Raw genomic sequence first — 25,778 nt, 5'->3', positions numbered from 1 at the left:
AAACTTGATAGCCTGAAAAACTAACCAGGGGCCCCGAAAGGGTAAACGGTGGTCAGGACCCTACATAATCTACCAACGAATGAGCGCGGAACCCCATGTGAAACCGGACCCGAATGCGACGAGCGCGAGTAAGTCACCGCGCTCCAAGCGTTCCTCACGAATGGCTTCCGCCAACGCAATGGGAATCGTCGCCGCAGTGGTGTTTCCATAACGCTGAATATTGTTCACTACTTGGTCGTCGCGTAGCTGCAATCGCCGCTGCACCATTTGAGAAATCCGAAGGTTGGCCTGGTGCGGGACGAGCAGATCAATGTCCTCCGTGGTCAACTCATTAGCAGCCAATGCCTCGTGTACGGCCTCTGGCATCCGAGTGACTGCGTGCTTGAAGACCTCCTTGCCTACCATCATCGGATAGTGCCGACCCGCGGCGATATCCTCAGCCGAGATGCGTGGGTTGGACTGAGACGACGGCGACTCAGCCCAGAGCATCCGGGCGTGCTGCCCGTCCGAATGTATGTGCGTCGAGAGCACCCCTCTGCCTTCCTCCTCCGTCGCGGTCAGTACCGCGGCTCCGGCTCCGTCCCCGAACAGGACGGCGAGATCTCGCCCGCGGGTCGTTAGGTCGAGTCCGGTGGATTGGATCTCCACACCAACGAGAAGGATGGTCTTGTACTGCCCAGAACGGATCCACGCATCTGCCACCGACAGGCCATAAACGAAGCCCGAACATTGAACTCTAATGTCGAGCGCTGGGACGCCCTCGAGTCCGAGTTCGTGTTGTAGAAACACACCTGTTCCGGGAAAGAATACGTCGGGAGTCAGCGTGGCCAACACAATCGCATCGACGTCCGAGGCAACCATTCCGGCGTCCTCAAGCGCCATGAGACTCGCGCGCTTGGCCATCTCTGTCCCAGTGAGACCGTCGGGGACCCATCGGCGCTCCTCGATCCCGGTCCGTTCCACGATCCACTCATTCGAGGTGTCCATCAACGCGGAGAGGTCCGCATTGGTCACAACTCTCTCGGGGACGTAGAAGCCGGTTCCAGCAAAAACGGTACGTGGCACAAATGCCTCCCAAAGGCGAACATGATGGGGATCTGGAAAGAACCGGTAGGGTACAGCCCGTCCCGATTCACTTTCGAAAGATAAGAAATGAGCGCCGACACTATCCAATGCCATCGCTGCGGAGCGGATGCAGCGAAGCTCGCGAAAGCTCCCTTCCGTACCGAACTAGGTGAACGGATCGCAAACCAAATCTGTACCAATTGCTGGCAGGAGTGGCTTCAGCACCAGACCTCGCTGATCAACCACTACGGTCTCGACCCGAGAGACCAGAAGGCACGGGCCTTTCTGTACGAGCAGATCGAAACCGTGCTGCTCGGTGACGGCGACGGCAAAGGCATCGACACGACGAAACAGGGCTCAATCGAATGGTAGGTGGGTTCGAATGGGCGGGAGTGCACGCGCCCCGCTAAGGGGTCGTTCACTCGGGTCCTTCGTCGTGGGCGTCTGTGGGTTCTTCCGGGATCTTGCGGTGTGGTGCTGCACGTTTTTCGCTCGTTCTCTATGCGAAGCGTAGCTTCGATTGCCCTTAGCGCGACGCGCGCGCTCCCGCCCACTCGCTCTTGGGGTCACAAAAGCCTGTGCCCCCACGGCGCCGTTGTGACCCACACGACACAGCCGGAGGGGAGGACCGGCGGAGCTTTCGAAGGGGTATCGAAGCTCCGCTTCGCATAGCGAGCGGACGAGTAGCAATGGACCCCGGACACAGTGACCAGACGACGCCACGACCCCGGCCCCCGCGAACGACCCCTTCGAAAGCTCCGCCGGGCCTCCCCGCAGGGCTCCCTAGGCGAGCACTTCCTTTGCATGTCCCAAGGCGAACTCGAGATCTTCTTTCGAGATCGTTAGCGGCGGCGCGAAGCGGATCACTTGGTGGTGCGTCTCTTTGGCCAGGATCCCTCGTGCTTGGAGCGCTTCACAGTACGGGCGCGCAGTGCCGCTCGACTCCTTGATGACCACGCCGATCATCAATCCCTTCCCTCGCACTTCTTCAACGTGAGGGGAATCGATCTTACGGAGTTCCTCCATGAACCATGTGCCGAGCTCGTCCGAGCGTTTTGCCAACTCTTCGTCGAGAATCACTTCGAGCGAAGCGAGTCCAACCGCCGCGCCGAGCGGGTTCCCGCCGAAGGTAGATCCGTGATCCCCCGGTGTGTACATATCCATAAATTCCGCGTCTGCGATGGCAGCGGACACCGGATAGACTCCACCACCGAGCGCCTTTCCAACGATTAGGACGTCGGGGCGGATGCCCTCCCAGTCGTAACAGAACATCCGGCCTGTACGACCGAGGCCCGTCTGAATCTCGTCCGCAATAAGTGCCACGTTGTTGGCGGAGCACACCTCGCGCGCCTGGGCCAAGAACCCCTCTGCGGGAACCACCACGCCACCCTCGCCCTGGAGAGGTTCGACTAAGAAGCCGACGGTGTTCTCGTTGATGGCTGCCTCGAGCGCCTCGGCGTCGCCGTATGGGATCTCTACAAAACCTGGAGTGAACGGACCGAAGCCGTCTTTGTACTGTGCCTCTGAGGAGAACCCGACAATGGTCGTGGTTCGCCCATGAAAGTTGTTTTCACAGACGATGATCTCGGCCTTTCCCTCTGGAACGCCTTTCACCTTGTATCCCCACTTCCGGACCATCTTGATCGCCGTCTCGACCGCTTCAGCGCCCGTGTTCATTGGGAGCGCCTTTTCGAAGCCCGTCACCTTGCACAGCGTCTTCAGGAACGGACCCATCTGGTCGTTGTGAAACGCTCTAGAGGTCAGCGTGAGCATCCCCATCTGCTGAACCGCGGCATCGATAATCGCGGGGTGCCGGTGACCTTGGTTGACCGCCGAGTATGCGCTGAGCATGTCGAGATATCGTGTGCCCTCGACGTCCCAGACCCAAGAGCCTTCACCCCGCTCAAGCACAACAGGGAGCGGGTGGTAGTTATGCGCGCTGAAATGGTCGACCTCTGTAAGGAGGCCCTCGGTCTTGGTCACTGTGGCTGTGCTCATGATCATATTCTCAGTGTTCACGTGAAAGCGGCGAACCGAGAATATGTATGTTTATGCGTCATAACGGAATAGTCTTCCGTTACTGAGCTTCCGCGTCCCTCAGATCAGCCTACAGGAGGATGCTCGGTCTCATCTACATCCAAGTAGAAAACATCGGGCCGCGCGTAGTGGCCGGTGACGTCGAAGTCGAACTTCGCTCGGCCGATCGCAGTCATGTCGAGTTCAGCCAACAAGATGCCCTCTTCGTCCCAAAGCGGCCCCGCCAGGCATTCCCCTAGCGGGTCGTAGATAGCCGACCCTCCTCGGCACAACGTCTCAGGCCAGGCGTTCAACTCGTCCTTGATCTCGAGATCGTCGGGATACATGTCGCGGTGGACGAACTGGTTACATCCGAGCACAAAACAGCGCCCCTCGAGCGAAATGTGCTGAAGGGTCGACTGCCATCGATCGCGCGCATCTGCGGTTGGGGCCAGATAGATCTCGACCCCTTTGCCGTACATCGCCATCCGCGCGAGCGGCATATAGTTCTCCCAGCAGATCAGACCTCCGATGGTGCCGAGTGGGGTATCGATAGCGGTTAGCGTACTGCCGTCCCCCTCACCCCAGATCAGTCGTTCCGCAGCGGTGGGCTTGAGCTTCCGGTGCTTGCCTACGAGCTCGCCCTCCGGACTGATGTAGAGCAGCGTGCAGTACAGGGTGCCTCCGCTATATGTGCTGTCTCGTTCGATGACCCCGACACATAAGAAGACATTCGCCTCGGCTGCGGCCGCGCACATCTGATCCACTTCTGGTCCTGGGACATCGATGGCCCCGGCATGATACCGACCAAAGGCGCGCCGACCTGGCTCGGAGCGGCCGCCAACCGCGGTACCAAACGCCAGACCCCACGGGTATCCACCCACATAAGCTTCCGGGAAGAGCACGAGATCCGCCCCTCTAGAGCCAGCCTCTGCGGTCATCGCGCACACCTTGGCCACGGCGGCCTCAGTGTCGAATGGGCATGCCGCCGCTTGTACTACCGCAACGTTGACGGTCGAAGAGTCAGTCATGGGTGGATCATCCTCCAGAGTAAATCAATTCCGTCACGACCTGCCCCACGATTCCGAGGGTCCGCGCACTGACGTTCGCGGGCGAGTCGTTGGGTGTGTGCCAGAAGGGATTGGTGGGCCCACCATAAGTGAAATCGATCACGTTGGCAGTTGGAAGGCCCGCCTGAATGAGAGGGACGTGATCGTCATTCAAGTGGACGCCGAGCGATTCCGGAAAGACGTCCGCGTGACCCAGACGGGCCGCAGCCCTCCAGACCTTGCTCACGACGACACTCGCGGCCTCTTGAGAATAGGGCTCGACCAAAAAACTGGGATCGGAGTCACCCACCATATCGAGCAAGACTCCGTACATGGGTCGCGCCCCGGGCAGATCTCCGCCAACGAGCAACTCAGCGTAGTGGCGGGCCCCTATGAACATGTCCACCGCATCAGGGCCGTAGTCTTCCCCGTCCACAAAGAGCAGGTCGACACCGAGAGGCGGCGGATTCTCGGCTAGAAGCCTGGCGAGCTCGAGTAGCACGGCCGTACCCGAAGCGCCGTCGTTCGCGCCCGGAGGCGGGATATCTCGCTCGGCCTGGGTCGCGCCTTGGTCCGACTGGGGCCGCGTGTCCCAGTGCGTGAGAATCAAGATCCGTCGTTCCATCTCCGGGAGGAAACGTGCCGTGAGATTCACGAGGGTCAGCGAATCGTCGTACGTCGTGACGTACGAAAACGTGTCAGCAACGAGGTCGGGCGCCAGTGACGCTAGCTCCTGCGTCATCCATTCCAGCTGGGCGACGTGTCCCGCGGTCCCTGGAATCCGAGGGCCGAACATGACCTGCCGCTCAACCTTGGCGAACGCACGTTCGCCATCGAACTCTGGACTGCCCGGAGTGGGCCCTGGAGGTGCACCCGCATCCAAACAACCGAACGACGCGGCGGCGAGAGTAAGAGCGAGCGGGAAGGGTTTCATCGTGGGTGGGCCTCGGCTATCGACGTGTCGTGGGGTCGTTCCGATACACCAGGCCAGCTCGCATGACGAACCGCACCCGACCGAGCGCACTCACGTCTTCGGATGGGTCACCGTCAACGGCGATGAGGTCCGCTGCAAAACCCTCTACGAGCGAACCGACGGCCCCCCCCAAGCCGATGGCTGCTGCCGCCAATGAAGTGGCCGACACAACCGCATCCATGGGGTCCTGCCCACCTTCCTCGACTCTGTACACGAGTTCCTGGTAGTTCCGCCCATGTGAACCGGCGACCGCGTCTGTGCCGAACACCATTTTCAGTCCAGGCACGGACAGTCCCTGACGAAACACCTCGAGGGCCAACGGCTGGGCCCGACGCATCTGCGCGAAGCCCTCCTCGGTGTAGTTCCCCACGCCGACGAAGTGTTCGGCGTTCTCGAAATAATTCCGGAAGACCAAGTCGATGTTCGGATCGAGGTAGACACCCCGCTCCGCCATCAACTCGAGAGTCGGCCGATCCAGAAGCGCTCCGTGCTCCACTTGTGAGCAGCCGGCGTACACGACGCGCCGCACGGACTCGGGGTCGTAGGCATGCACGTAGGAGCGGAGCCCCAGTTCGGATGCGCGACCGCAGGCGGCATCGAGTTGAGCCTGAGACAGCGTCGGGACACCACCGTCCCTGATGCTGCCCGAAGCGAAGATCTTGATGGCGTCTGCACCTAGTTCGGCCATGCGGTCCACGTGCTGACGAATCTCAGCTGGAGAGCCGGTCCGGGCAGTCACCGCCTGGATCGAGGTCAGAATGCGGGGACCTGGGACTTGGCCCGAGGCAATCGCTTCACGCAGCGGAATGTCCACACCAGCCCCCAGACTCAGGGCCGTTGTGACACCGCCACGGAGTGTCTGCCAGGCGTTGGCCGCTGCATAGAGCGCCGCGTCTTCTGCCGTCTCTTCTACCCTGCCGCTGTGCGTCTTGTCCGTCTCTCTATCGAAGTGCCACCCGATATGCACATGCGTATCGATGAGCCCAGGCATCAGGGTGAGGTCGCCCAGGTCGTAACGGACATCGCCTGCCACACTGCCGCCTGCCTCGATCGCGACAATGACACCGTCGCGGATTACGACGTCGCGGTCAGCCCATTTTGCTCCACGACCGTCCAAGACGGTGGCTGCGCGCACGACGACCGTCTGCTGTGCTCCGACACTTGCCGGCGACACGGCAAACAGCAGGGCGAGACAGATTCTGACACTCGTACCGAGACGCATTGGCTTCAATCCAAAGAGGGCTGGGCTCAGAGCCACAGCCTACGTCGCCGGCCCGGAAGCTCGCCAGTCGTGGATCAAAATAAGAAGAGGCCCGTCCGGCGAACCGAACGGGCCTCTCGTGCTCCTAATGCGATGCTATCGCATCCGTATCAACCGCACTCGGAGTAGCCGCAGATGTGGCATTTCTTGCAGCCTTCTTCGAACGCAAGGTGGCCTGTGCCGCACTCCGGGCAGGTGCCCATGTCGAAAAGCTGGGCACCGGAGTCATACGACGACGATGCCTCTGGCTGAGTGCCTCCAACTGCGGGGGCCGGCGCCGTCAGCGGAAGTGCCTCCTGAATGCCTTCTTTTTCCATCAGGTAACGCTCAATGGCCTGTCCAACCGCATCAGGCACGGACAGCACCTTGTTGGGTCCGAGGCCGACCGCACGGTCGCACGAAATACCTCTGAGCTGATCCTTCACCCGTGTGATCGGGATGCCTGACCGCAACGCCAACGACATGAGTCGGCCAATCGCCTCGGCATCAGCCATGGCAGCACCACCGGCTTTACCCAAGGTACAGAAGACCTCGAAGGCCCTTCCCGTCTCGTCTTCGTTGATGGTGACGTAGAGGTCACCGAGCGGTGAGTTCATCTTCATGGTGAACCCACGGAGCGCGGCGGGGCGCTGACGCTTGTGGCGCGCAGCACCGCGGGTCACGTCCTGATCCTGCAGCTCGTGCTTCACGCACTCCACTTCGATGCGGAGGTTGTGCGCTTCTTCGCGGGCATCCGCCAAGGCGTGCTCGAGCTCAGAGATATCGGCCGCGACCTCATCCGACACATCGGCCTGAGTGGTCTTTCCTGTCGACAGGACCTGACCTTCGCGAGAACCGTCGCGATAGACGGTCACGCCCTTGCACCCGAGACCGAAGGCGAGCTCATAGATCTCGCGCACCTGCTCTTCCGTTGCTTCACGCGGGAAGTTGGTCGTCTTCGAGATGGCTGAATCGCAGTGCTCCTGGAACGCAGCCTGCATCCGTACATGCCACTCAGGCGGGATGTCGTGTGCGGTGCGGAAGATCCGCTGAATGTCTTCCGGTACTTCGTCGAAGTGGATGTGTCCTTCGTTTGCGATGTTCTCCATCAACTCCTCAGAATACCAACCACCCTCCTGAGCCATGCGTACGAAGTCGGGGTTCACATCAGGCATGAGCGAACCCGCCTGGTTGCGCATGAACGCGACGGCGAACAGCGGTTCAATGCCTCCAGAACAGCCGGCGAAGATCGAGATCGTCCCGGTCGGAGCCACCGTCGTCAGGTTGCAATTGCGGAGATTACGCTCCGGCCGAATCCGCGACCCGTCCGCCCTCACTGCAGCCTTGTCAGCTCCCCAGATCGACTCTTCCCACGCGGGGAAGACGCCACGCGTCTCCGCCAGCTTCTCAGATGCGTTGCGAGATTCCTCGTTCAGGAACTCCATGACCTTACGACCGAGGTCCACACCTTCTTGGGAGTCGTACGCGATGCCGAGGCGCACGAGCATGTCAGCCCAGCCCATCACACCGAGACCGATCCGGCGAATGTTCTGAGCGAGGTCGTGGATTTCGAGAAGCGGATAACGGTTCGCGTCGATCACGTTGTCGAGGAAGTGCGTCGACAGGTGAATGACGGTGCGAAGCGCCTCCCAGTCGATGCCCTCGTCGGGATCCACACCGGGGCGGGCTTCGTCCTTCACGAACTTGCTCAGGTTTACGCTACCCAGGTTGCACACGTCGTACGGAAGGAGCGGCTGCTCACCACACGGGTTCGTGGCTTCGTAGCTGCCCAGCGCCGGAACCGGGTTGTACTCGTTGGCACGATCGATGAAAAAGGTGCCCGGCTCACCTGTGAGCCACGCACCGTGAATGATCATCTGGAAGATCTCGCTCGAGTTCTCCTGCCCAACGACTTCACCCGTCTTGGGGTTCACGAGGTCGTATTCGGCGCCCGCGGAAACTGCATCCATGAAGGCGTCTGTGATCGCGACAGAGATGTTGAAGTTCGTGATCTGCGTCGTGTCGTTCTTGCACATGATGAACGACCGAATATCGGGATGGTCGACACGCAAGATGCCCATGTTCGCACCACGCCGCGTACCACCCTGCTTCACCACATCCGTGCTCGCGTCGTACAGCTTCATGAACGACACCGGGCCGGAGGCTACACCCATCGTAGACCGGACCGTCTCACCCTCCGAGCGCAAACGCGAAAAGCCGAAGCCGGTTCCACCGCCGGACTGGTGCACGAGTGCCATGGACTTGAGCGTGTCGTAAATCCCGTCCTGGCCGTTCGACAGCGCATCTTCCACCGGAAGAACGAAGCAGGCGGACAGCTGCCCGAGCGGTCGGCCCGCATTCATGAGCGTCGGAGAATTCGGCTCGAACTTCCCGTTGATCATCAGGTCGTAGAACTGGCGTGCGACCTCGTCCACGACAGCCTCAGACGCGCCGTACCCACCGTCGACATCAGCGATCGTGCGCGCCACTCGCCAGAACATCACCTCGGGCTCCTCGATCGGGACGCCTTCGGGATCCTTCTTGAGATAGCGCTTTCCGAGCACGATGCGTGCGTTTTCAGTCAGCTCCGCAAAAGGTAGATCCTCTGGGAGGACGTCGTCGAAGATCTCGGGATCGCTGGGGGGGCGAGGCTGGTGGACACGCGGCATGAGGCGGCAAGGCTCCTGTGGAAGAACTGGTGGAAAACACTGTAAAGAAGAGTTGAAAAACGGCGGAAACCCTACCCCGTCGCACTTTTTGTGTGGAAAAACCCCTCAACCCCACTAGATGTTGGACAGTGACCATAGTACGAGCCCAATATGTTGGGGTCAAGGGAAAACGGCAAAACACGCAAAATCGACTCAAAACCGCCCCATCTTCGGTTTTTGTTCGGCAACATGGCCCGCGATGACCGGATGTGCAACTCCGCGACAGTCCCACAGGGGGGTTCCCTAAAACGGAACCCCGATTCTGAGATAGATGCGGGCACCGTCACCCTCAACCAACGGGAGGGCAACGCCAGTGCGAACGCGCATGCTCACCCTATAGAAGGTCAGCACCTGAGCGGTTATTTCGGCCCCGACTGATACAAGCGGGTCGCGCCGCACGTTGGCAAAGCCGGACGGAGAGGCATCCGGGCCCCATGCGTTCCCAGCGTCAGCGAAAACCGATCCGAAAACGCGGTCGAAGTGCAACGGCCAAGCGCCAAGGCCCCAATTGAAGAGGGCCAGCGGGACCCGGTATTCCGCGGAGGCCGACCAGGCATAACGGCCGGACCGAATCGACGTTCGATAGCCCCTCAATGGAAGGAAGATCGGGGAACCCCCGAAGAGATTTGTACCCGTCACGGTCTCCCCGGACCCCGAGGCGCCCCCGACGTCGAAATATCCGATATCTGCACCGGGGCCGTGGGCCACACCGAAGGTGCCACGGACTGCGAATACGTGTGAGGCGAAGCCGGGTCCATCCACCGGCAGGTAACCCTGCACTCGCCCAATGACTTCGTCCGTCGACCGATCGCTTCCGACCACCCCAGCAAGAGAGTCCGGCAGACTCAACTCGTTGCGGACACGAGCGCGCACGAAGAGGGAGGCTCCGCGCGCACCGCCCATCTGAAAGGAGTGCCCGCGGGCAGTACTGACATAAAACGAAGCGCTGAAGTCGCTCAGCTGCGTGCCTGGGCGGTTGAGCTTGTACACGGCGGAGGGTTCGAGCGCGTCATCGAGAAGCTCTCGATCCTCCCAGACGACTCCCCCGGAAAACGACAGTGAGGTGGAGCGGCGCCACGACGGCCGGGAAAACGAGACGGAGGCCGATACGCTACGCTCACGCTTGAGCACATAAAGAGTGTCCAATGGAGCACCCTGATTTCGACGAGCCAGCCGGGGTCCATCGTCGTCCCAGCGCTGAGACGCACGCAAACCGAGGACAGGATTCCCGAGCCCGGAGTACATGTAGGACAGGCCCCCTTCCGCCTTACCGCCGGTAGTGAAGATGCGCGCCAGAGCACCATACGCATGGCGGCCAACGAGATCGACCCCACCGGTTTGAGCCCCCACGGCGTAACCAAGGAGTTCACGCCCCGGGATGAAAACGTCGTCGCCCTGCACGGTGCGCGTCTCGACCGGCTCCCTCAGAATTGGTTCCCAATACGTCGGGAGGAGCGTCGAGAGTGGAGAATAGTCCTGAATCTCGCCGTCGGCGGATCCACGAGCCGGCTGCGCCCCTCGGGGTGCGAACCGCTGATCTGCTGTGGGAGCAGGCGCGAGTCCAGCAGGATCAAAAGCGACGCGTTCCACCTCCCACCCATCCACATGATATCCGGAGAAGTACAGCCATTCGCCAGAAGGATCGAGACTCGGATACGCAGCGCCAGTGCGGACGTTGGTCAGCAGGACCGGTGTCCCTGCCTGCCCAGACTGGGGATCCACGGGTGCGCCGAGCACGTTCAGGATCCCCGTGCGATCTGAAGACCAGACGATGTAGTTCCCGTCCGCGCTCCAATCCGGGGCCCCATCCAACGCTCGGTCGCTGGTGACCTCATGTACGACCCGGCCCTGGGCATCTAGGATCACCACGTCTTGATTCGCTCCCGCTGTCCAACGCGTCACAGCGATCCAGCGGCCATCCGGTGACACCGATGGGAACGTCCAAAGGACGCCATCACTCGACGCAACGAGGTCCTCGACTTCTCCGTTAGAGAGATCGATCCTCACCAAGGAGGTGGTACCCTCACCTTCCGCCACGGCGATCGCCCAGGAGCCGTCTCCACCAACCGAAGGGTGGGTCAGCCTGGCGCCTGTCGTGACACGCGTCACCACGCCGCTCTGGCTCACGAGATACAAGTCACTGAAGGCGCGGTAACGGTCTCCGAACTCAAGCTGCGCAAAGAGCACGTCACCCGTGGGTGTGAAGTCGAACGTTGCGAGTTGATTGGTGCGCGTGAGCGTTCGCTCCTCCGAACCATCTGCGTTCGCCAAGACCAGCTGCTGATCTGACTTCGCGTTCGACCGCACGTAGACCAGCGCGGATCCATCGGTAGACACCTTAGGATGCAGACCCCATCGGGCGTTGTTCGTCAGCCGCTCGGGCGCGGAGATCGCTCCGAGTGACGCGAGTTCACTGTCGAGTCCTTCGGCTTCAGACCGAGCCTGATCGGCCCATGCAGCCCACTCATCGGACAGCGACACGCCGAACGAGCTTCTCCCTGCGGCGTCCAGCCGATACGGGATCCACTGCCCGGCCACAGCTTCGATGAACTGGTCCATCCGCTCGTCGCCATACTTGTCCAGCAGGTGCTCGAAGAAGAGTGAGCCGTATGCGTAGGCGCGCGTCCCTTCCGGCCATTGAGGCGAGCCTCCGGCTGCCTGCCCGATCGATTCGAATCGGCCTTCGAGCGCCGCTGTACGCAGTACCATGTCGTGGTATGTGCCACGGACCCGACCCGCATCCGTGAGCTCAGATTCGTACCATGTCGCGAGCCCTTCGGAGACCCACCTGGGAACCGCGGACGCCGGGAAGAACGGCCAGGGTGCGTTTACGCGACCGAACACGCCGCGCGCGAGGTCACCTACCCAAGTGCCAGTTCGGTCGAGGTGTACGACATGGGCCAATTCGTGCGTAATGACGAGTTCGAGCCAGTCATCGAAGTAGCCGAGTGCCAAGTCGTCGACCGGTGGCCGCGCATAGACCGTAATCCGGTTAGACGGAGTGTACTGGGCGAATCCGTTCGACATGTCGATGTGATCCGTAAGAAGCACATCGATGAGTCCATCCGGCGGCTCGGAGAACGCGCTCGACAGCTCTTCAAAGGCGCGCTCCGCACGGTCTGCGGCGGCGCGACCCATTCCTTCGAGCCTCTCCGGGAACGTCACCCGGAAGTGTTCTGTCCTCAGCGTACGCCAGGTCTCATCGGGGGGAACCTGAGCCGAGAGCGGTGCTACGGAGGCGAGCGAGAGCATCATGACCGTCAGGAGCTTGATAAGCCCCGACAGGCACGCCACCCTTCCAATACGCATAGGCTTTCTAATCAACGACCATGTCTCCGACAAAGAACATCTGGTACCGCATCGGCTACGCACTCGAGCAAGCTCGTCACGGCCCCCCGGCTACGACCCGCTCTCTGCGTGGATTCGCGGAGCGTGCAACGGAACGTAAAGCCGGGAAGAGCCCCAAGAGTGCCTCCCCAGCGGCCTGGCCGACAGCCGACGACCTGATTACGACCGGCCTCGACACGGTCGTGGCCAAGGCTCTGGATGGATGGAAGCCGCGGCGTGTCTCGGGTCTCGCGCGAATGCTTCGTGCTGGAGCGGCCGGCGCTGCGGCGGCACTTTTCGTCGAAATCGTCGGTCCGCTCCTCAAAGGAGAGAGGTTCGTTGGAGCTATCGACCGAGGAACGGGCGAGAAGATGTTGGTCGGTGCAGGCCAAGGTCTCGTGTACGGAGCGGTGATCGAACCCAGGGTGCCGGGTCCGGCCCTCATGAAGGGTGCGTTGTACGGCTCCGCCGAATACGCGGTGGATCCTATGGGCGGCCTCTCTCACCTGCTCCGCGGACACTCGCCGCAGGGCAAACTGCCGATCGTCGGTGCGCTGCTCGACGACCTCGACCCCCACGACCGCGCCTACGTGGAACACGTCATGTTCGGCATCGCACTGGCCGTCATCTATGGGTCGAGTCCATCGAGCAACGGAATTCGCATCGAAGTCGACGACGAATAATCCGCACTGGCCAAAGCGCCGATGAAGGTTCGGTCGGGGCATTTGCCAATACGGACTTCTTCCCCTCCTCCGCCAGATGCTCCCCGTTGGGTAGCAGCGCGAACACCGAAGAGATAGGTCGGAGCCTGCGGGTCTCCGAAGGTCCTCACGGAGCAAAACGCCTCCGGATATCGCGAGAGCGCAGAGCCCAGGTAACGGCCCGCAAGTCCGTCCCACCGGTCGAACAGTACTAGATCCGCCCCGAGGGCATCGGCTTCTGCAAGATGTACGGCGGGATCTTCACTGAATGGGAAGACCCTACTCGGGACTCCCGAGAGCACGAAGAACATTCTGGGCTTCCGAGAGAGAACCACTGAGCCGTCGGGCGCGGCTTCACCGATCCAGGTAGCCGCCGCGGCAAAGTCCTGCTGGCCGGGGCCGTAGCACGCCCATGGACCGTTGGCCCGCGTCGCTAGCACACACGCCGACGCCTGATCAACGGAAGACAACCACGACTTCCCTGCGGGCAGAACGACCACAGCCATCGCGACGACGGCCAACCCCCTCACGCCCCAGCTCCCCACGTGCCCGCCAAGGAAGCGCAGCATGGACGCAGCATACAGAAAGAACACCGGATAGAGGGGCAAGGCGAAGCGGTCGCCCGACCAGACCTCCGGCCAGAGGAGGATGAGCCCTCCATAGAGAGGCACGAAGAGTTCGGTGACTCCGATGCCCTTCCGGGCCTGCCGCACCCAGCCGGCCAGCGCCAACGTTGTCAGCACGACACCAAACAGGAGCATCGCTCCCCCTTCCCGCACGCCAAGGATGCCAGCAGGGCCGTGTAGGCTGACGTATCCCCAAGCATTCCCAACCACGCGGCCCACGAGCCCAGCGGCGTCAACATTCCCCAGTGCGGGCTGATAGGGATCGACCATCCATAGCTCCGCCCCGTAGTCACCTACTCCCTCTCCACGTCCGCGTAGCCACCACAGCAGCACCGGAATTCCGAGGGCGGCCGTGCTGGCGCCGAGCGCCTTCCACTTCTTCCGCAGCACGAGCCACGCGACGAGCGCCACCAACAGAGGGAGTCCCGCGGATCTAGTGAAGTATGCGAGTCCGACCGCGACCACTCCGCCGACCAGCGCCGCCCTTGGCGCGCCTTCTTCTTCCGACCACTCTAGGAGCCAGAGTGCGGCCACGGTCAAAGCGACAAAGAGAGGGTCCGACAGAATCCAATGGCTGTAGTAGACGACCGCTGAGGAAACTGCCAAGGCCATCCCGACTCCCATAGCGGCGAGCGTTCCAAGACGTCGCTCAGCCCACAAATACGTACAGCCCACACAGGCAACAGTGGACGCGGCCGTGACCAGCTTCAGAGCAACCCATGTCCGAGCCCCAAGGAGAACGAGCACGGCCAGCAATCCTGGAAAGACCGGTGGGTATTTCGTATGTGGCAGGCCTGCAGGATCGAAAGCCTCGGTATAGCTCCCATCCACAACAAGCGAATAGGCAAGCGAGACATAGGCCGCGTTGTCCCCTCCGGTGTGGGGAGCAGGATTGAACGCTGCCCCAACGATGACCGTTGAAAGGAAGAGCGTGACCCCAAGAGGAAGCCACCTCAGATTGCGCTTCTTGGTGTCGTCGGGTGCGTCGTCCGGAGTCTCCTGGCCCAACCTACGGCTCATGGTTTCGCTCCAAGCACCTGGGCCACCTGCCCATCTTCTTCGGCCAATAGAGCTGTGGCCTCATCCGACGAAACACCGAGCCTGCCCATCACCAGAGCGACTTTCACACTGCCCTTGGACTGGTCGAGAAGCGCAGTCGCCTCTTCTCGGGTGACCCCGGCCATCTCACACAGTATCCGCTCTCCACGGTCTTGCAGCTTGGCGCAGGTAACTTGCAAATCAACCATCAAATTCCCGAAGACCTTCCCCATTCGGATCATCGCGCCTGTCGTGATCGTGTTGAGCACGAGCTTGGTGGCAGTTCCCGCTTTCATGCGAGTCGATCCTGTGATGACCTCCGGGCCGACCAGTGGGGCGATCACGACGTCGTGCAACGTGCGGAGTTCGTCCGAAGGCGGAGTGCACAACAAGAAGCCAGTCGCCGCACCGCGTTCTTTAGCACGGGCGAGGGCACCATGCACATAAGGAGTGGAGCCCGAAGCGGCGATTCCCAATACGAAATCCCGCCCGTCCACATCGAGTGCATCGACGGCAAGCGCTCCGTCCTTCGGATGATCTTCCGCGCCCTCCTGAGACTTCACCAGCGCCTCGAGTCCTCCTGCGATCACACCGCGCACCATAGACGGGTCGGTGCCGTACGTGGGGGGCATCTCGGAAGCATCGAGCACGCCGAGCCTCCCCGAGGTGCCAGCTCCCACATAAACGAGTCGCCCGCCGCCTCGAAACGCTCGCTCAGCGAGCGTCACGGCTTCCGCGATCGCAGCTCGTTCGGCACCCACAGCCTCCGCGACTCCACGGTCTTCGGAGTTTATCAGGTCGACGATATCCAACGGATCGAGCTCATCGATCTTCATCGACTGGGGATTGCGCTGTTCTGTGAGGCGGGGATCCCGCATGGGCGCTTGTCGGTAGATTGAGGCGGACAGATCTTGTCGGGCACCCAAACAGTACCCCAAGGCGCGTGAGCGCGGCAACGCGCGAAGTACGCTACACCGCATTCCCCAACATGGGCTCATCCATGCTTCGTACGACTCGTCTCATCACCAACCTCTCCATTCTCGCGGCGCTGACCATCATCTCAGCGACGGCATGTTCAGACGTGGAACCTGCCGACGCTCCGCTCTTTGCCGCCGGGTGGTTGTACCGGACCACACCAGAACCGGTAACGGCCGCCAACGGCATGGTGGTGACAACGGATGAGCTCGCGAGCCGCGTCGGCGTGGACATCCTCGAAGCCGGCGGAAACGCGGTCGACGCTGCGATCGCCGTACAGTTCGCTCTGGCTGTCGTGAACCCGGAGGCAGGCAACATCGGCGGGGGCGGCTTCATGATGGTGCGCATGGCGGACGGCTCATCGGCTGCACTCGATTTTCGTGAGAAGGCCCCGATGGCTGCCACCCGCGACATGTATCTGGACGAAGACGGCAACCTGACAGACAAGTCGGTCGCGGGGCATCTCGCGGTAGGTGTTCCCGGATCTGTCGCTGGCATGTGGGCTGCCCACGAACGCTTTGGCTCCATGAATTGGACCGCACTCGTCGAGCCCTCTGTGCAACTCGCGAACGGCTTCCCGGTGCGGCAACGCTTCCTGGGCTCCTTGAGCAGCACGATGGTGGACGCACTCTCTCGCTTCCAGGCTTCCGCCGATCAGTTCCTCCCGAACGACGGAAGTCCGCCGGCCGTCGGCGACACACTGCATCAGCCTGACCTAGCGGTGACCCTTGGGCGTATACGCGACCAAGGACCGGACGGCTTCTATCGTGGGGAAACTGCAGATCTGATCGTTGCAGAAATGCAGCGCGGCGATGGGATCATCACACATGAGGATCTCGAATCTTACACCGCCGCCTGGAGGGATCCAGTTTCCTTCACTTATCACGGCCACACGGTTCTCTCAATGCCACCGTCTTCGTCGGGCGGGGCCACGATGGCGGAGATGGCCAACATACTGGAAGGGTACGACCTGTCCGCCACAGGTTGGAATTCGACGGAGTCGATCCATCTTCTCGCGGAAGCGTGGAAGCGCGCCTACGCGGACCGAAACCACTACCTAGCCGACCCTGATTTCATCGATATGCCGCTCGAGCGAATGACTTCGGCGGCGTATGCCAGGGAGCGTGCCAGTACAATCTCCCACGGTGCAGCCACCCCGTCCTCCGAGATCGGTCCAGGGATGGAGGAAGGCCCGAACGAAGGGGAGAACACCACGCACTATTCGATCGTCGACGCACAAGGCAATGCGGTCTCGGTGACCACCACGATCAACTCGTGGTACGGCAGCAAGGTGACCGTGACCGGCGCCGGTTTCGTGCTCAATAACGAGATGGATGACTTCGCTGCAAAACCAGGAACCCCGAATCAGTTCGGGCTCGTCCAAGGCGAAAACAACGCCGTCGGCCCAGGAAAACGGATGCTGTCCGCGATGACGCCGTCCATCGTCGTGGGGCCTGACGGAAAGCTGAAAATGGTGACCGGCACACCGGGCGGCTCAACGATCATCACGACGGTCTTCCAGACGATCTCGAATGTCATTGATCACGGGATGAACGTCGTTGAGGCCGTCCAGGCACCGCGCGTCCATCATCAACATCTACCGGATCAGATTTACTTCGAGCCGGCGTCGCTCGAACCTGCCACGCGGCTCGAGCTCGAGGCCCTCGGACATACGACGGTCGAGCGTGGAGACGTATCCGGTGACGCCCAGATGATCCTCATCGTAGATGGTGTGCTTACCGGTTGGTCGGACCCACGGCGCGGGGGTCGTGCGGTTGGGCATTAGGTAGAGTCCTCCATGGGTGAACTGCGCACGATTCTTCCGTACTTCCGACCGTACATGCGGTCGTTCTACTGGGGAGTGGTGCTCGTTTTCTTCGCGAATCTGTTTCAGATCGCGGGCCCCTACCTCATCAAGTTGGCCATCGACAGCCTGTCCGAACCGGGAACGACCGCTGGGCGTATCGGATCATACGCCGGGCTCATCGTCCTCGCGGCCCTGTTCGGGGGCGCGGCCCGATACGGCATGCGCGAACTGCTCAACGGCATGAGTCGCAGGATCGAGTGCGACCTGCGGGACAACTTCTTCCGACACCTGCTGAGTCTCGACGCAGCCTTCTACAACGTGACACGGACCGGCGACCTCATGAGCCGCGCCACGAATGACACGCTCGCGGTGAGGATGGCAGTCGGTCCGGCAATCATGTACACGGTGAACACCGCTGTGAGCTTCGTGTTCGCCTCCTCGCTGATGATCTGGCTGAGCCCCAAGCTGACCCTGCTCGCCATGGTCCCGATGGTCGTTCTCCCACCGTTCGTGATCGGGTTCGGCCGAATTATCCACCGCAGGTTCGAGGAGATTCAAGAGCAATTCTCGTCCCTGTCGACCTTTGTTCAGGAGAATCTGACCGGGGTTCGACTCGTTCGGGCCTACACCCAAGAAGCTGAACAATCACGACAATTCGACGCCTTCAACAAGGAGTACCGCAGCAAGAACATGCGCCTCGTGATCACGGCCGGCGCATTTCACCCCATCCTGATGTTCGTCGCTGGGACTGCCATGGTCGTCGTGACCTGGTTCGGTGCGCTCGAGGTGATGGCCGGGAGCATGTCACTGGGTGACTTCGTGGCGTTCGGGTTCTACTTGACACTCCTGATCTGGCCAATGATCGCGTTCGGGTGGGTCGTGAACCTTTACCAACGCGGCGCCGCTTCTATGGGCCGCCTGAACAAAATACTCCGTGCGGAACCGACGGTCGCCGTGCCGGCGGATCCCGTGTCGATCGAAGGAGCGCACGGTCGAATCGAATTCCGAAACGTGTCGTTCCGGTATCCGGATACGGAGCGTATGGTCCTGTCGGGAATCAACTTCGTGGCCGAAGCAGGCGAGACCATCGCCATCATTGGACCCACGGGTTCCGGGAAGAGCACGCTCGTGTCCCTCATCGCCCGGATCTACGATCCGACCGAAGGAGCTGTGCTCCTGGATGAGATCTCCCTCGGTCAAGTGGATCCAGCCGAGTTGAGACTCCGCCTAGGCGTGGTTCCGCAGGATTCCTTCCTCTTCTCCGACACGATCGCCCACAATGTGGGGCTAGGGCTATCGGACGATATTCCGTTGTTGTCAGAGTCGGGCGAGCCTGCCGACGTGATCACCGACGCTACCGGGATCGCGCAGCTTCACGATCAGATCCAAGCCTTCCCAAAGGCCTACGACACCATGCTGGGCGAACGTGGGATCAATCTTTCAGGCGGACAAAAACAGCGCGCGACATTGGCTCGCGCCCTCGCCCGCGACCCGCTCGTTCTCGTTCTCGACGACGCCCTTAGTGCGGTGGATACACACACTGAAGCCAGGATTCTGGAAGATCTCCGAAGCGTGATGAAGGGCCGGACGTCGTTCATTATCAGCCACCGCGTGTCAGCGGTCATGAACGCAGATCGCATCCTAGTTCTCGAAGACGGGATGATCGTCGAGCGGGGAACGCACGCCGAGCTCCTCGGAACTGAGGGGACCTACGCTAGGCTGCTCGAACGTCAGCTACGACAAGAAGTCTTGGAGTCCGAAGTGGCCGCGACCGGCGGCGATTGACCCCGCTCTAGATCCGATTCTGAATAAATTCAGGCGTAAAGCGCGCGAGAACGGCCGTTAGCACGGTGAACTTTCCGGTAAGCAGGAGGATGCCCAGCAGCACGAGCATGATTCCTGAGGCTTTTTCCACCACCGGAATCCAGCGGCGGAATTTCTTGAAAGCCTGTAGGAACGAGTCGAGAGCGAGAGACGCGATCAGGAACGGGATCGCGAGCCCCGCGGAGTAGACGGTCAGCAACCCAACCCCTGCCCACATCGTGTCCTGCGAGAAGCCGTAGGTCAGAATGGCGCCGAGGATGGGCCCAATGCAGGGCGTCCACCCTGCACCAAATGCCATACCGACCCCGAATGTCCCGATGTAACCCGCCGGCTTGTTTTTGAAATGCATGCGCTTCTCGCGCATGAGCGGCGTGATTTTGAACAGACCGGACAGGTGTAAGCCAAGAACGATGATGACCAGTCCGCCGACCCGCGCGATCCAGATCTCGTACTGTCGAAAAAACTGCCCCAAGAACGACGCCGACGCTCCCAGCAGAATGAAGATCACGCTGAACCCGAGCACGAAAAGGAGCGAGTGGACGAACGTCGCCTTCCGGTTCACGCCCGCTTCCAGGTCTTCCAGACTCATGCCGGTGACCAGCGTCAGATAACTGGGCACAAGAGGTAAAACGCACGGAGACAGGAATGAGAAAATTCCGGCCGTAAAAGCGATAAAAATACCGACTTCTATTTCGTTCACATTCTCTCTCTATGTCTGTGCGCCGTCTTCGAGCGCGGCTTTGCGCTCCTCGGCGTTTGCTCTGCGCGCCTGAAGATACGCGCGAATTGCCGTAGTCAAGCCGAACCACCCTGCCACAAATGCCACGATCCACCCCACCACGACCGGGAGCGCCGCCGCGAACACTGCCAACGCGATGATGAAGACGGACACCGTACCGAGCACGGTACGGTCCTCTCTCCCAAGCGTGCGGTCCCCAGCCAAGGCTTCGCCGAGTGCCGCACTCGCGCGAAACAAAGGCGCCATTCTAATCTGTCCTGGCGTACTTCCCATCGACCGAATTTGCTGTTCCAGTCTTTCCGGCAACGTGCCTTGCGGATCCAACGATTTCGTGTCCACTCTGCCCTGCACCACTCGAGCCGGCCCGCCGTGCCCTCTCCCGGGGAGTACGATTTCGGACGAAGACGCCAAGTCCGCAAGGAAGAGCCCCTCCAACTGTCCTGCGAGACTCACATCCAGAACGCCGACATCGAGCTCCCAGTTCCCCATGAGGCTGGCCGAATTCAGATTGCTCGACCCAACCCGGCACCAGGTACCGTCTACCACGGACGTCTTAGCGTGGATCATGGGCCCCTGCCACTCGAAGACACGCACCCCCGATTCGAGAAGGAATCGATATCCCCCTCTGGATAAGGACCCTACGAGCGGCCAATTGTTATGGGCGGGCACCAGAATACGAACGTCGACCCCCTGCTGCGCCGCCGCACCGAGCGCCTCGGAGATGGACCGAGGTGCGACGAAATACGCATCGGTGATCCAGATGCGCTGACGGGCACGAGCGGCCGCAAGATGCAAGGTTCGATAAACTCGCGCCTTCCCCGGCTCTCCCTCGATGAGCCACACCGGGGTATCTCCGGGCGGTTCGGTTTTCGGCACAGTGGAGGAAAAAAAGAGGGGATCTCCTTCCTGATCCCACATGGCCTCGAAGGCACGCGCCGCGGAAAGGGCAGCAGGCCCTCTGATCTCGATCCCCGTGTCCCGCCACGGAGCTTCGGTCTTGGTGCCAGCCCATTCGTCACCTAGGCAGAAGCCACCTACGAAACAGACATCGCCGTCGATGACGACCAGCTTCCGGTGATCTCGCTGCACCGCACCGAAAGGGTTTCCTAAGCCCAGAGATGGGCGATTGAAAGCCCGCACCTGCGCCCCTGCCTGGATGAGCGGTTTCCAATAGGAGCGGGGGGTCGCCCAACAACCAAGCCAGTCGTATACGAGGCAGACGGGAACGCCCTCTCGGGCCTTCCTCACCAACACGTCCCGGAAGGCTCGTCCCACCCGATCATCCCGGACCAGGTAGTTCTCGAAATAGACGAAGCGCTGCGCAGAGTCGATCGCGTCGATCCACGCTTCGAATGTGCTCGACCCCTCGAACTGGAGTCCGAGCACATTACCTGCAATCGTGGGAGACCCGGTCGCTCGCTCGACCTCCATCCACGGGAAGGCAGCCCCGTCGGTGTTTTGCACCACAGGGGCCCGTTTCGTAGAAGCGTGATCAAGCGGTTCGGGCACGGAGGATGGGCCTAAAAGAGACAAGGCGAGTCTCTCCAAAGGTCGAGAGAGGCTCACCCCCAATCAAGCTGGACCCGAAATGCCCGAAAGAGCTGCTCCGAGCGGAGCGCCTCCATGGGATCCACAAGCGTCGCGCGCCTGGCGGGTACATAAGCCGCCACCAATGCGACGAGGCACAGAACTGCACCGACGCTCAGATACGTGGTAGGGTCCGTAACTTCGACCTCGAACAAGAACCCGACTAAGAAACGGGAAAGACCGAGCGCGGCCAGTCCTCCCGCGACGAGTGAGCCAATCGCGAGAAGCGCTCCCTCCTTCATTACCATGGCGAGCACTTGGCCCTGTCGGGCACCCAGCGCCATGCGGACACCAAACTCCTGGGTCCGCTGGCTGACCAAGGCCAGAACACCAAGGACGCCGACCGCAGCGATGAAGAGCGCTAGGACGGCGAACGCGGTGAAGAGTGTGGCATTCAAACACTCCGGGGCGATGTTGTCGTTCCGTAGCGCCTCGAGCGTCGCGACCTGGTCCAGCGGCCGATCCGCATCCAGGCTCTGCACCACTTCCCGAACCCTGGCCGACAGAGGCCCGGGGTCGCCACTCGTCTTCACAAGAATGCTCGGCCCAGCAGAGGACTGAGCGGCCGGGCGGTAGACGGTGGGGTTCCTAGTCACCAACGACGGTGAAGGTCCGATCGCCGTACTCGACCAACTCATCCAACGTCCGTGCCGTGCGAAGGTCGTCGACCTCTAAGAACGAGAAAGACAAATTCGGGATCCCGGTGCTTTGGGCCGAGTGCCGCACGTACATGATGCGATCAGCATCCAGATACGGGAGCGGCGCGAGGAAGACCTCACTTCCGACGCTGAAGATGGCCGTGTTCATCCCGATCCCGAGTCCCAGGGTCAGAATGAAGGCGATCGTGTATCCGGGAGTGCGTGTGAGACTAAGGACAGAGGATCGGACGTTTTTCAGCATGATTTTTCCGTTCCCATTCCCTTTCTCCACCCAATCGAGACGCCCGCGGCGCCCCGAAAGCCCAAACAATGCTACCCGGTCACGTTCATGTCTTGAACGTTCACAACCTGGGCTGATTACCGAGCAAAATTAGACGAGCCGGCCCTGATACCGGTAGGACACGAGCTTGTAGACGAGTTTCGCAACCAAGAAGTCGGGAGCGTTGAGCCCGGGCGTCGGCGCCAACTCGACCACATCGGCGGCGACGACCTCACGTTCCGCAAACACCCGTTTGAGAAACCGGAGAGTGCGATACCAATCACCGCCACCTGGCTCCGGCGTCCCCGTGGACGGCACGAACGACGGATCAAAGTAGTCGACGTCGAACGTGAGATAGACCTTGGGTCCTAACGCATCGATCGCTTTGTCCATCCAGGCGTCGTCATCCATCATCTCGTCCGCCCAAACGAGTGTGGAGCCGGCATGGGCATTCGACACATCCACCTCTTCTTGACTGACACCTCGGACACCGACGGCCACCACGTCCGCGCGGTCGAGCACGCGAGCCATGGCCGAGGCGTGTGAATCAGGTGTGCCTTCGTACTCACCGCGAAGATCCGCGTGTGCGTCCATCTGGAGCACGGTCAGGCGTTCCTCATGCCGATCGGCCTGTGCGAGCACAGCGGCAGAGGAGATGGAGTGCTCTCCGCCCAGCATGATGAGAAATCTCTCTCCGACGGCTGATGCGATGCGGCCGTACGACTCACGAAGCTCTACCATGGCAGGGGTCGCCCCGGCACGAGTGAGTTCGAGTGCAGGCAGGGTGTTGATCCCAAGCACGGCCGCCGGTTCGCACCCGAACTCTTGGTCGTGGAGTTCGATGTAGCGTGATGCCTCGATGATCGCACGGGGCCCGAGGCGAGTGCCCCCGCCCCACGATGTCGTGGATTCGTACGGGACCGGGAGAATCACTCCGGCCGCCGTCTCCAGCGCCCCAGAGACCTCGTCCATAGCCAGAAACGTATGGGGCAATTCCCACGGGAGGTCACTCAATTCACTTGGCACGCCGGCAGGCGCCGCTATCTGGTCACTCTCGTGGCCGCGGCCAATGTCGGGATCGCGTCGGTTGGGCATGGATCGTACCGAGTGAGTCGAGCGTCCGGGTCAGACGATCTCGATGGGACAGAGGAGACCTTCATTGGGGATTTCTACACCTGCGGCCTGGCACTGACCACATAGTCCGTAAATCTCGAGCCGGTGCCGTACGGGAATGAACCCATGTTCACGGCGTACGCGGTTTTCCACCGTGTACAGTTCGGTGCTCTCGAACTCAGAGACCTTTCCGCACTCGAGGCAGATCAGGTGCTCGTGGACTGGGCTTTGGGAAAGGCGATGCTCGTAGCGCTTGAAGCCCTCTCCGAAGTCATGCTCAGCCACCAGTCGACTTCGCACCAACAGGTCTAGGGTTCGGTAAATCGTCGCCTTGCCGATTCTCTTCGAGCGGTCGCGAAGCAGGCCTTCCAGATCGTCCACGGACAGATGGGCGTCGGAGCCGAAGACAATTTCCGCGACCGCACTTCGCTGTTGCGTGACCGGGAGTCCTTGATCGCGCAGGTACCGACTAAAGAGCCGAATATGCGGGTGTTCCACCGGAACTGACTTCACAGCTGCTGGGCCTCCAAAAAGTCGACATCGAACTCCTCGAGAAGCTCTTCGAACTTCTCAGCCGACCCCCCGATCTCTACTTCACGGGGTTCCCCCTGACCTTCAACCGCTCCCGAACGCCGAACCACACCCGCCATGACTCCTGGAAACAGCTCCGCCGGGGCTTCCCCTTCTTGGGTAAACGACGTGGCCACGGACACACCCTTCCCAGTGTGCTCAGCCGTGTAGGCAGCGGTCACCATGACCCGGCGGTCTTCACCTTCTAGGAACGTGCTGACCGCGAGGAGCCCCTGCTCGCGCCGCCCACGCCGCACAGGAGGAAAAATCCACAGCCGGTCGACGGTGTCCGCACCAAGTTGATCCCTGAGGCGAATGAGAGATCTGGGCAGCGCCTCGGGCACGCCCGGGTCTGCAGATCGGTCCCTCACTGGCGGCTGTGACATTCGCTCCCTTTTTCCAGTTGTCGGCGCACGGCCTTTCGTGTCACCTCAAGCACCTCTTCAATCGCACGATCGAGCGGCCCGGCCACCATCGCACCGGACGCCTTTACGTGTCCTCCTCCGCCAAACTTGCGGGCCAACGCGTTCACGTCGACCGGCCCGTTGGATCGGAAAGAGAGTTTGATCTCGCCCGTGGACGCCAGACGGAAAAGCACACCAACCCGTGTACCATCCACAGACCGCGGGATGTCGACCATACCCTCCAGGTCCTCCGGTGTGGCATCCAGTTCCTTGTAGACCTCGGTCGGCACCGTCATCCAGGTGATCCCGAGTTCCGGGTCCGAGTCAAGTGTGGCCAATGCGTGCCTCAGGATCTTGAACTTCCTTAATGGCGCGGCTCCGTACACCCGTGTCCAAGTAGCCTCGGGGTTCACTCCCCGCTCGATCATTTCGGCCGCGATCTCGTGGCAATCTGGGGTGGAGTTCGTGAACCGAAACGACCCCGTGTCCGTCATAATCGCCGTGTAGATCCCTTGAGCGACGTAGTCGTTCCAAGGCCCATTGGATGCCTGCACCAGGTCGTACACGAGTTCACCTGTCGCGCACGCCTGCGGGTCTCGGAAGGAGATTCCACCAATGGATTGTTCACCAGGCGGATGGTGATCCACGACGACCGTTGGGATATCACGAATGAGATCTCTCACACGGCCGATCCGGGGGACTTCCCCTGTGTCGAGAACGACGGCGAGGTCCGCTGAATCACAAATCTGCCGGGCCCGGCGAGACCCTGCCGGGACGATCCAGTCTTGGTTCTCCATCAGGAACCGGAACCCGTCCGGGAACGGCGTGGGATTGATGATCCAAACCTCGGTTCCGTTCCCCCTGAGCCAAGAGGCAACGGCGGCCTCTGAGCCCGCGCCGTCGCCATCCGCATTCAGGTGCGTGGTCAGCACAACCCGTCGTCCCGCGAGCAACGCGTTACGGGCTTCCTTGACCATCGCCGTCCGCTTTCTAGGCGTCCGGTAGCTCAAGGTGATCTCCTATCCCAGAAGGAATTTTACGTCGCGAATGCCACGCTCTGAGATCTACACAGAGTGAGTCTCACGCGCCACGTTCGGC

21 protein-coding genes are annotated in these 25,778 nt (G+C 61.3%); 4 read left to right on the top strand and 17 right to left on the bottom strand.

What is annotated here, in order from left to right:
* Positions 1-69: 69 nt before the first annotated feature.
* Positions 70-1,065, bottom strand: a complete 996-nt coding sequence (locus P8L30_16320) for a ketoacyl-ACP synthase III (GenBank protein ID MDG2241774.1) — start codon at positions 1,063-1,065, stop codon at positions 70-72.
* 87 nt (positions 1,066-1,152) lie between these two features.
* Here P8L30_16320 and P8L30_16315 point away from each other — a divergent pair, with 87 nt between their 5' ends.
* A complete protein-coding gene (locus tag P8L30_16315; protein MDG2241773.1) occupies positions 1,153-1,437 on the top strand; it encodes an oxidative damage protection protein in 285 nt (94 codons plus the stop codon).
* 411 nt (positions 1,438-1,848) lie between these two features.
* Here the strand turns inward: P8L30_16315 and rocD are convergent, their stop codons facing one another.
* From rocD to P8L30_16285, 6 genes are all read right to left on the bottom strand, one after another.
* The gene (gene rocD, locus P8L30_16310) at positions 1,849-3,063 is read right to left on the bottom strand and encodes an ornithine--oxo-acid transaminase (GenBank protein ID MDG2241772.1); all 1,215 of its coding nucleotides are present in this window, start codon (positions 3,061-3,063) and stop codon (positions 1,849-1,851) included.
* 104 nt (positions 3,064-3,167) lie between these two features.
* Positions 3,168-4,112, bottom strand: a complete 945-nt coding sequence (locus P8L30_16305; GenBank protein ID MDG2241771.1) for a carbon-nitrogen hydrolase family protein — start codon at positions 4,110-4,112, stop codon at positions 3,168-3,170.
* Positions 4,113-4,119: 7 nt separating this feature from the next.
* On the bottom strand, positions 4,120-5,064 hold the full coding sequence (locus P8L30_16300; GenBank protein MDG2241770.1) for a M28 family peptidase: 945 nt from the start codon (positions 5,062-5,064) through the stop codon (positions 4,120-4,122).
* Positions 5,065-5,080: 16 nt separating this feature from the next.
* The gene (locus tag P8L30_16295; GenBank protein MDG2241769.1) at positions 5,081-6,325 is read right to left on the bottom strand and encodes an amidohydrolase family protein; all 1,245 of its coding nucleotides are present in this window, start codon (positions 6,323-6,325) and stop codon (positions 5,081-5,083) included.
* Positions 6,326-6,474: 149 nt separating this feature from the next.
* Positions 6,475-9,012, bottom strand: a complete 2,538-nt coding sequence (locus P8L30_16290) for a vitamin B12-dependent ribonucleotide reductase (protein MDG2241768.1) — start codon at positions 9,010-9,012, stop codon at positions 6,475-6,477.
* 282 nt (positions 9,013-9,294) lie between these two features.
* The gene (locus P8L30_16285) at positions 9,295-12,375 is read right to left on the bottom strand and encodes a BamA/TamA family outer membrane protein (GenBank protein MDG2241767.1); all 3,081 of its coding nucleotides are present in this window, start codon (positions 12,373-12,375) and stop codon (positions 9,295-9,297) included.
* A 5-nt stretch (positions 12,376-12,380) separates the two neighbouring features.
* Here P8L30_16285 and P8L30_16280 point away from each other — a divergent pair, with 5 nt between their 5' ends.
* Positions 12,381-13,061 carry a hypothetical protein gene (locus P8L30_16280; protein ID MDG2241766.1) on the top strand — a complete coding sequence of 227 codons (681 nt, stop codon included), beginning with the start codon at positions 12,381-12,383 and terminating at the stop codon, positions 13,059-13,061.
* On the opposite strand, the gene P8L30_16275 is transcribed toward P8L30_16280, so the two are convergent.
* Positions 13,007-14,725, bottom strand: a complete 1,719-nt coding sequence (locus tag P8L30_16275; GenBank protein ID MDG2241765.1) for a glycosyltransferase family 39 protein — start codon at positions 14,723-14,725, stop codon at positions 13,007-13,009. The genes P8L30_16280 and P8L30_16275 overlap by 55 nt on opposite strands.
* Positions 14,722-15,621 carry an N-acetylmuramic acid 6-phosphate etherase gene (gene murQ, locus P8L30_16270; GenBank protein ID MDG2241764.1) on the bottom strand — a complete coding sequence of 300 codons (900 nt, stop codon included), beginning with the start codon at positions 15,619-15,621 and terminating at the stop codon, positions 14,722-14,724. The genes P8L30_16275 and murQ overlap by 4 nt, the downstream gene beginning before the upstream one ends.
* Positions 15,622-15,686: 65 nt before the next feature.
* On the opposite strand from murQ, the gene ggt reads away from it, so the two are divergent.
* Positions 15,687-17,504 carry a gamma-glutamyltransferase gene (ggt, locus tag P8L30_16265; protein ID MDG2241763.1) on the top strand — a complete coding sequence of 606 codons (1,818 nt, stop codon included), beginning with the start codon at positions 15,687-15,689 and terminating at the stop codon, positions 17,502-17,504.
* Positions 17,505-17,516: 12 nt separating this feature from the next.
* Entirely contained in the window at positions 17,517-19,310 is a 1,794-nt protein-coding gene (locus P8L30_16260) for an ABC transporter ATP-binding protein (GenBank protein ID MDG2241762.1), read from the top strand.
* 7 nt (positions 19,311-19,317) lie between these two features.
* Here P8L30_16260 and P8L30_16255 read toward each other — a convergent pair whose 3' ends face one another.
* The 8 genes from P8L30_16255 to P8L30_16220 form a co-directional block, all read right to left on the bottom strand.
* Positions 19,318-20,049, bottom strand: coding sequence for a cytochrome c biogenesis protein CcdA (locus tag P8L30_16255; protein MDG2241761.1), 732 nt, complete (start codon positions 20,047-20,049; stop codon positions 19,318-19,320).
* A gap of 9 nt (positions 20,050-20,058) precedes the next feature.
* Positions 20,059-21,555: a phospholipase D-like domain-containing protein gene (locus tag P8L30_16250; protein ID MDG2241760.1), complete on the bottom strand. Its 1,497-nt coding sequence runs from the start codon at positions 21,553-21,555 to the stop codon at positions 20,059-20,061.
* Positions 21,556-21,650: 95 nt separating this feature from the next.
* Complete coding sequence (locus tag P8L30_16245; protein MDG2241759.1) at positions 21,651-22,208, bottom strand: FtsX-like permease family protein; 558 nt, start codon at positions 22,206-22,208, stop codon at positions 21,651-21,653.
* 55 nt (positions 22,209-22,263) lie between these two features.
* Entirely contained in the window at positions 22,264-22,575 is a 312-nt protein-coding gene (locus P8L30_16240; GenBank protein MDG2241758.1) for a hypothetical protein, read from the bottom strand.
* Between the two features lie 129 nt (positions 22,576-22,704).
* Positions 22,705-23,688: an agmatinase gene (speB, locus tag P8L30_16235; protein MDG2241757.1), complete on the bottom strand. Its 984-nt coding sequence runs from the start codon at positions 23,686-23,688 to the stop codon at positions 22,705-22,707.
* A 30-nt stretch (positions 23,689-23,718) separates the two neighbouring features.
* Complete coding sequence (locus P8L30_16230) at positions 23,719-24,219, bottom strand: Fur family transcriptional regulator (protein MDG2241756.1); 501 nt, start codon at positions 24,217-24,219, stop codon at positions 23,719-23,721.
* On the bottom strand, positions 24,216-24,662 hold the full coding sequence (locus P8L30_16225) for a hypothetical protein (GenBank protein MDG2241755.1): 447 nt from the start codon (positions 24,660-24,662) through the stop codon (positions 24,216-24,218). The genes P8L30_16230 and P8L30_16225 overlap by 4 nt, the downstream gene beginning before the upstream one ends.
* Positions 24,644-25,690: a bifunctional oligoribonuclease/PAP phosphatase NrnA gene (locus P8L30_16220; GenBank protein MDG2241754.1), complete on the bottom strand. Its 1,047-nt coding sequence runs from the start codon at positions 25,688-25,690 to the stop codon at positions 24,644-24,646. The genes P8L30_16225 and P8L30_16220 overlap by 19 nt, the downstream gene beginning before the upstream one ends.
* Positions 25,691-25,778 lie beyond the last annotated feature (88 nt).

Source organism: Longimicrobiales bacterium (genome assembly GCA_029245345.1).
GTDB lineage: Bacteria > Gemmatimonadota > Gemmatimonadetes > Longimicrobiales > Gaopeijiaceae > CALFPJ01.
The sequence above is the reverse complement of the archived record's forward strand: the minus strand, read 5'-3'. Positions and strand labels throughout refer to the sequence as shown.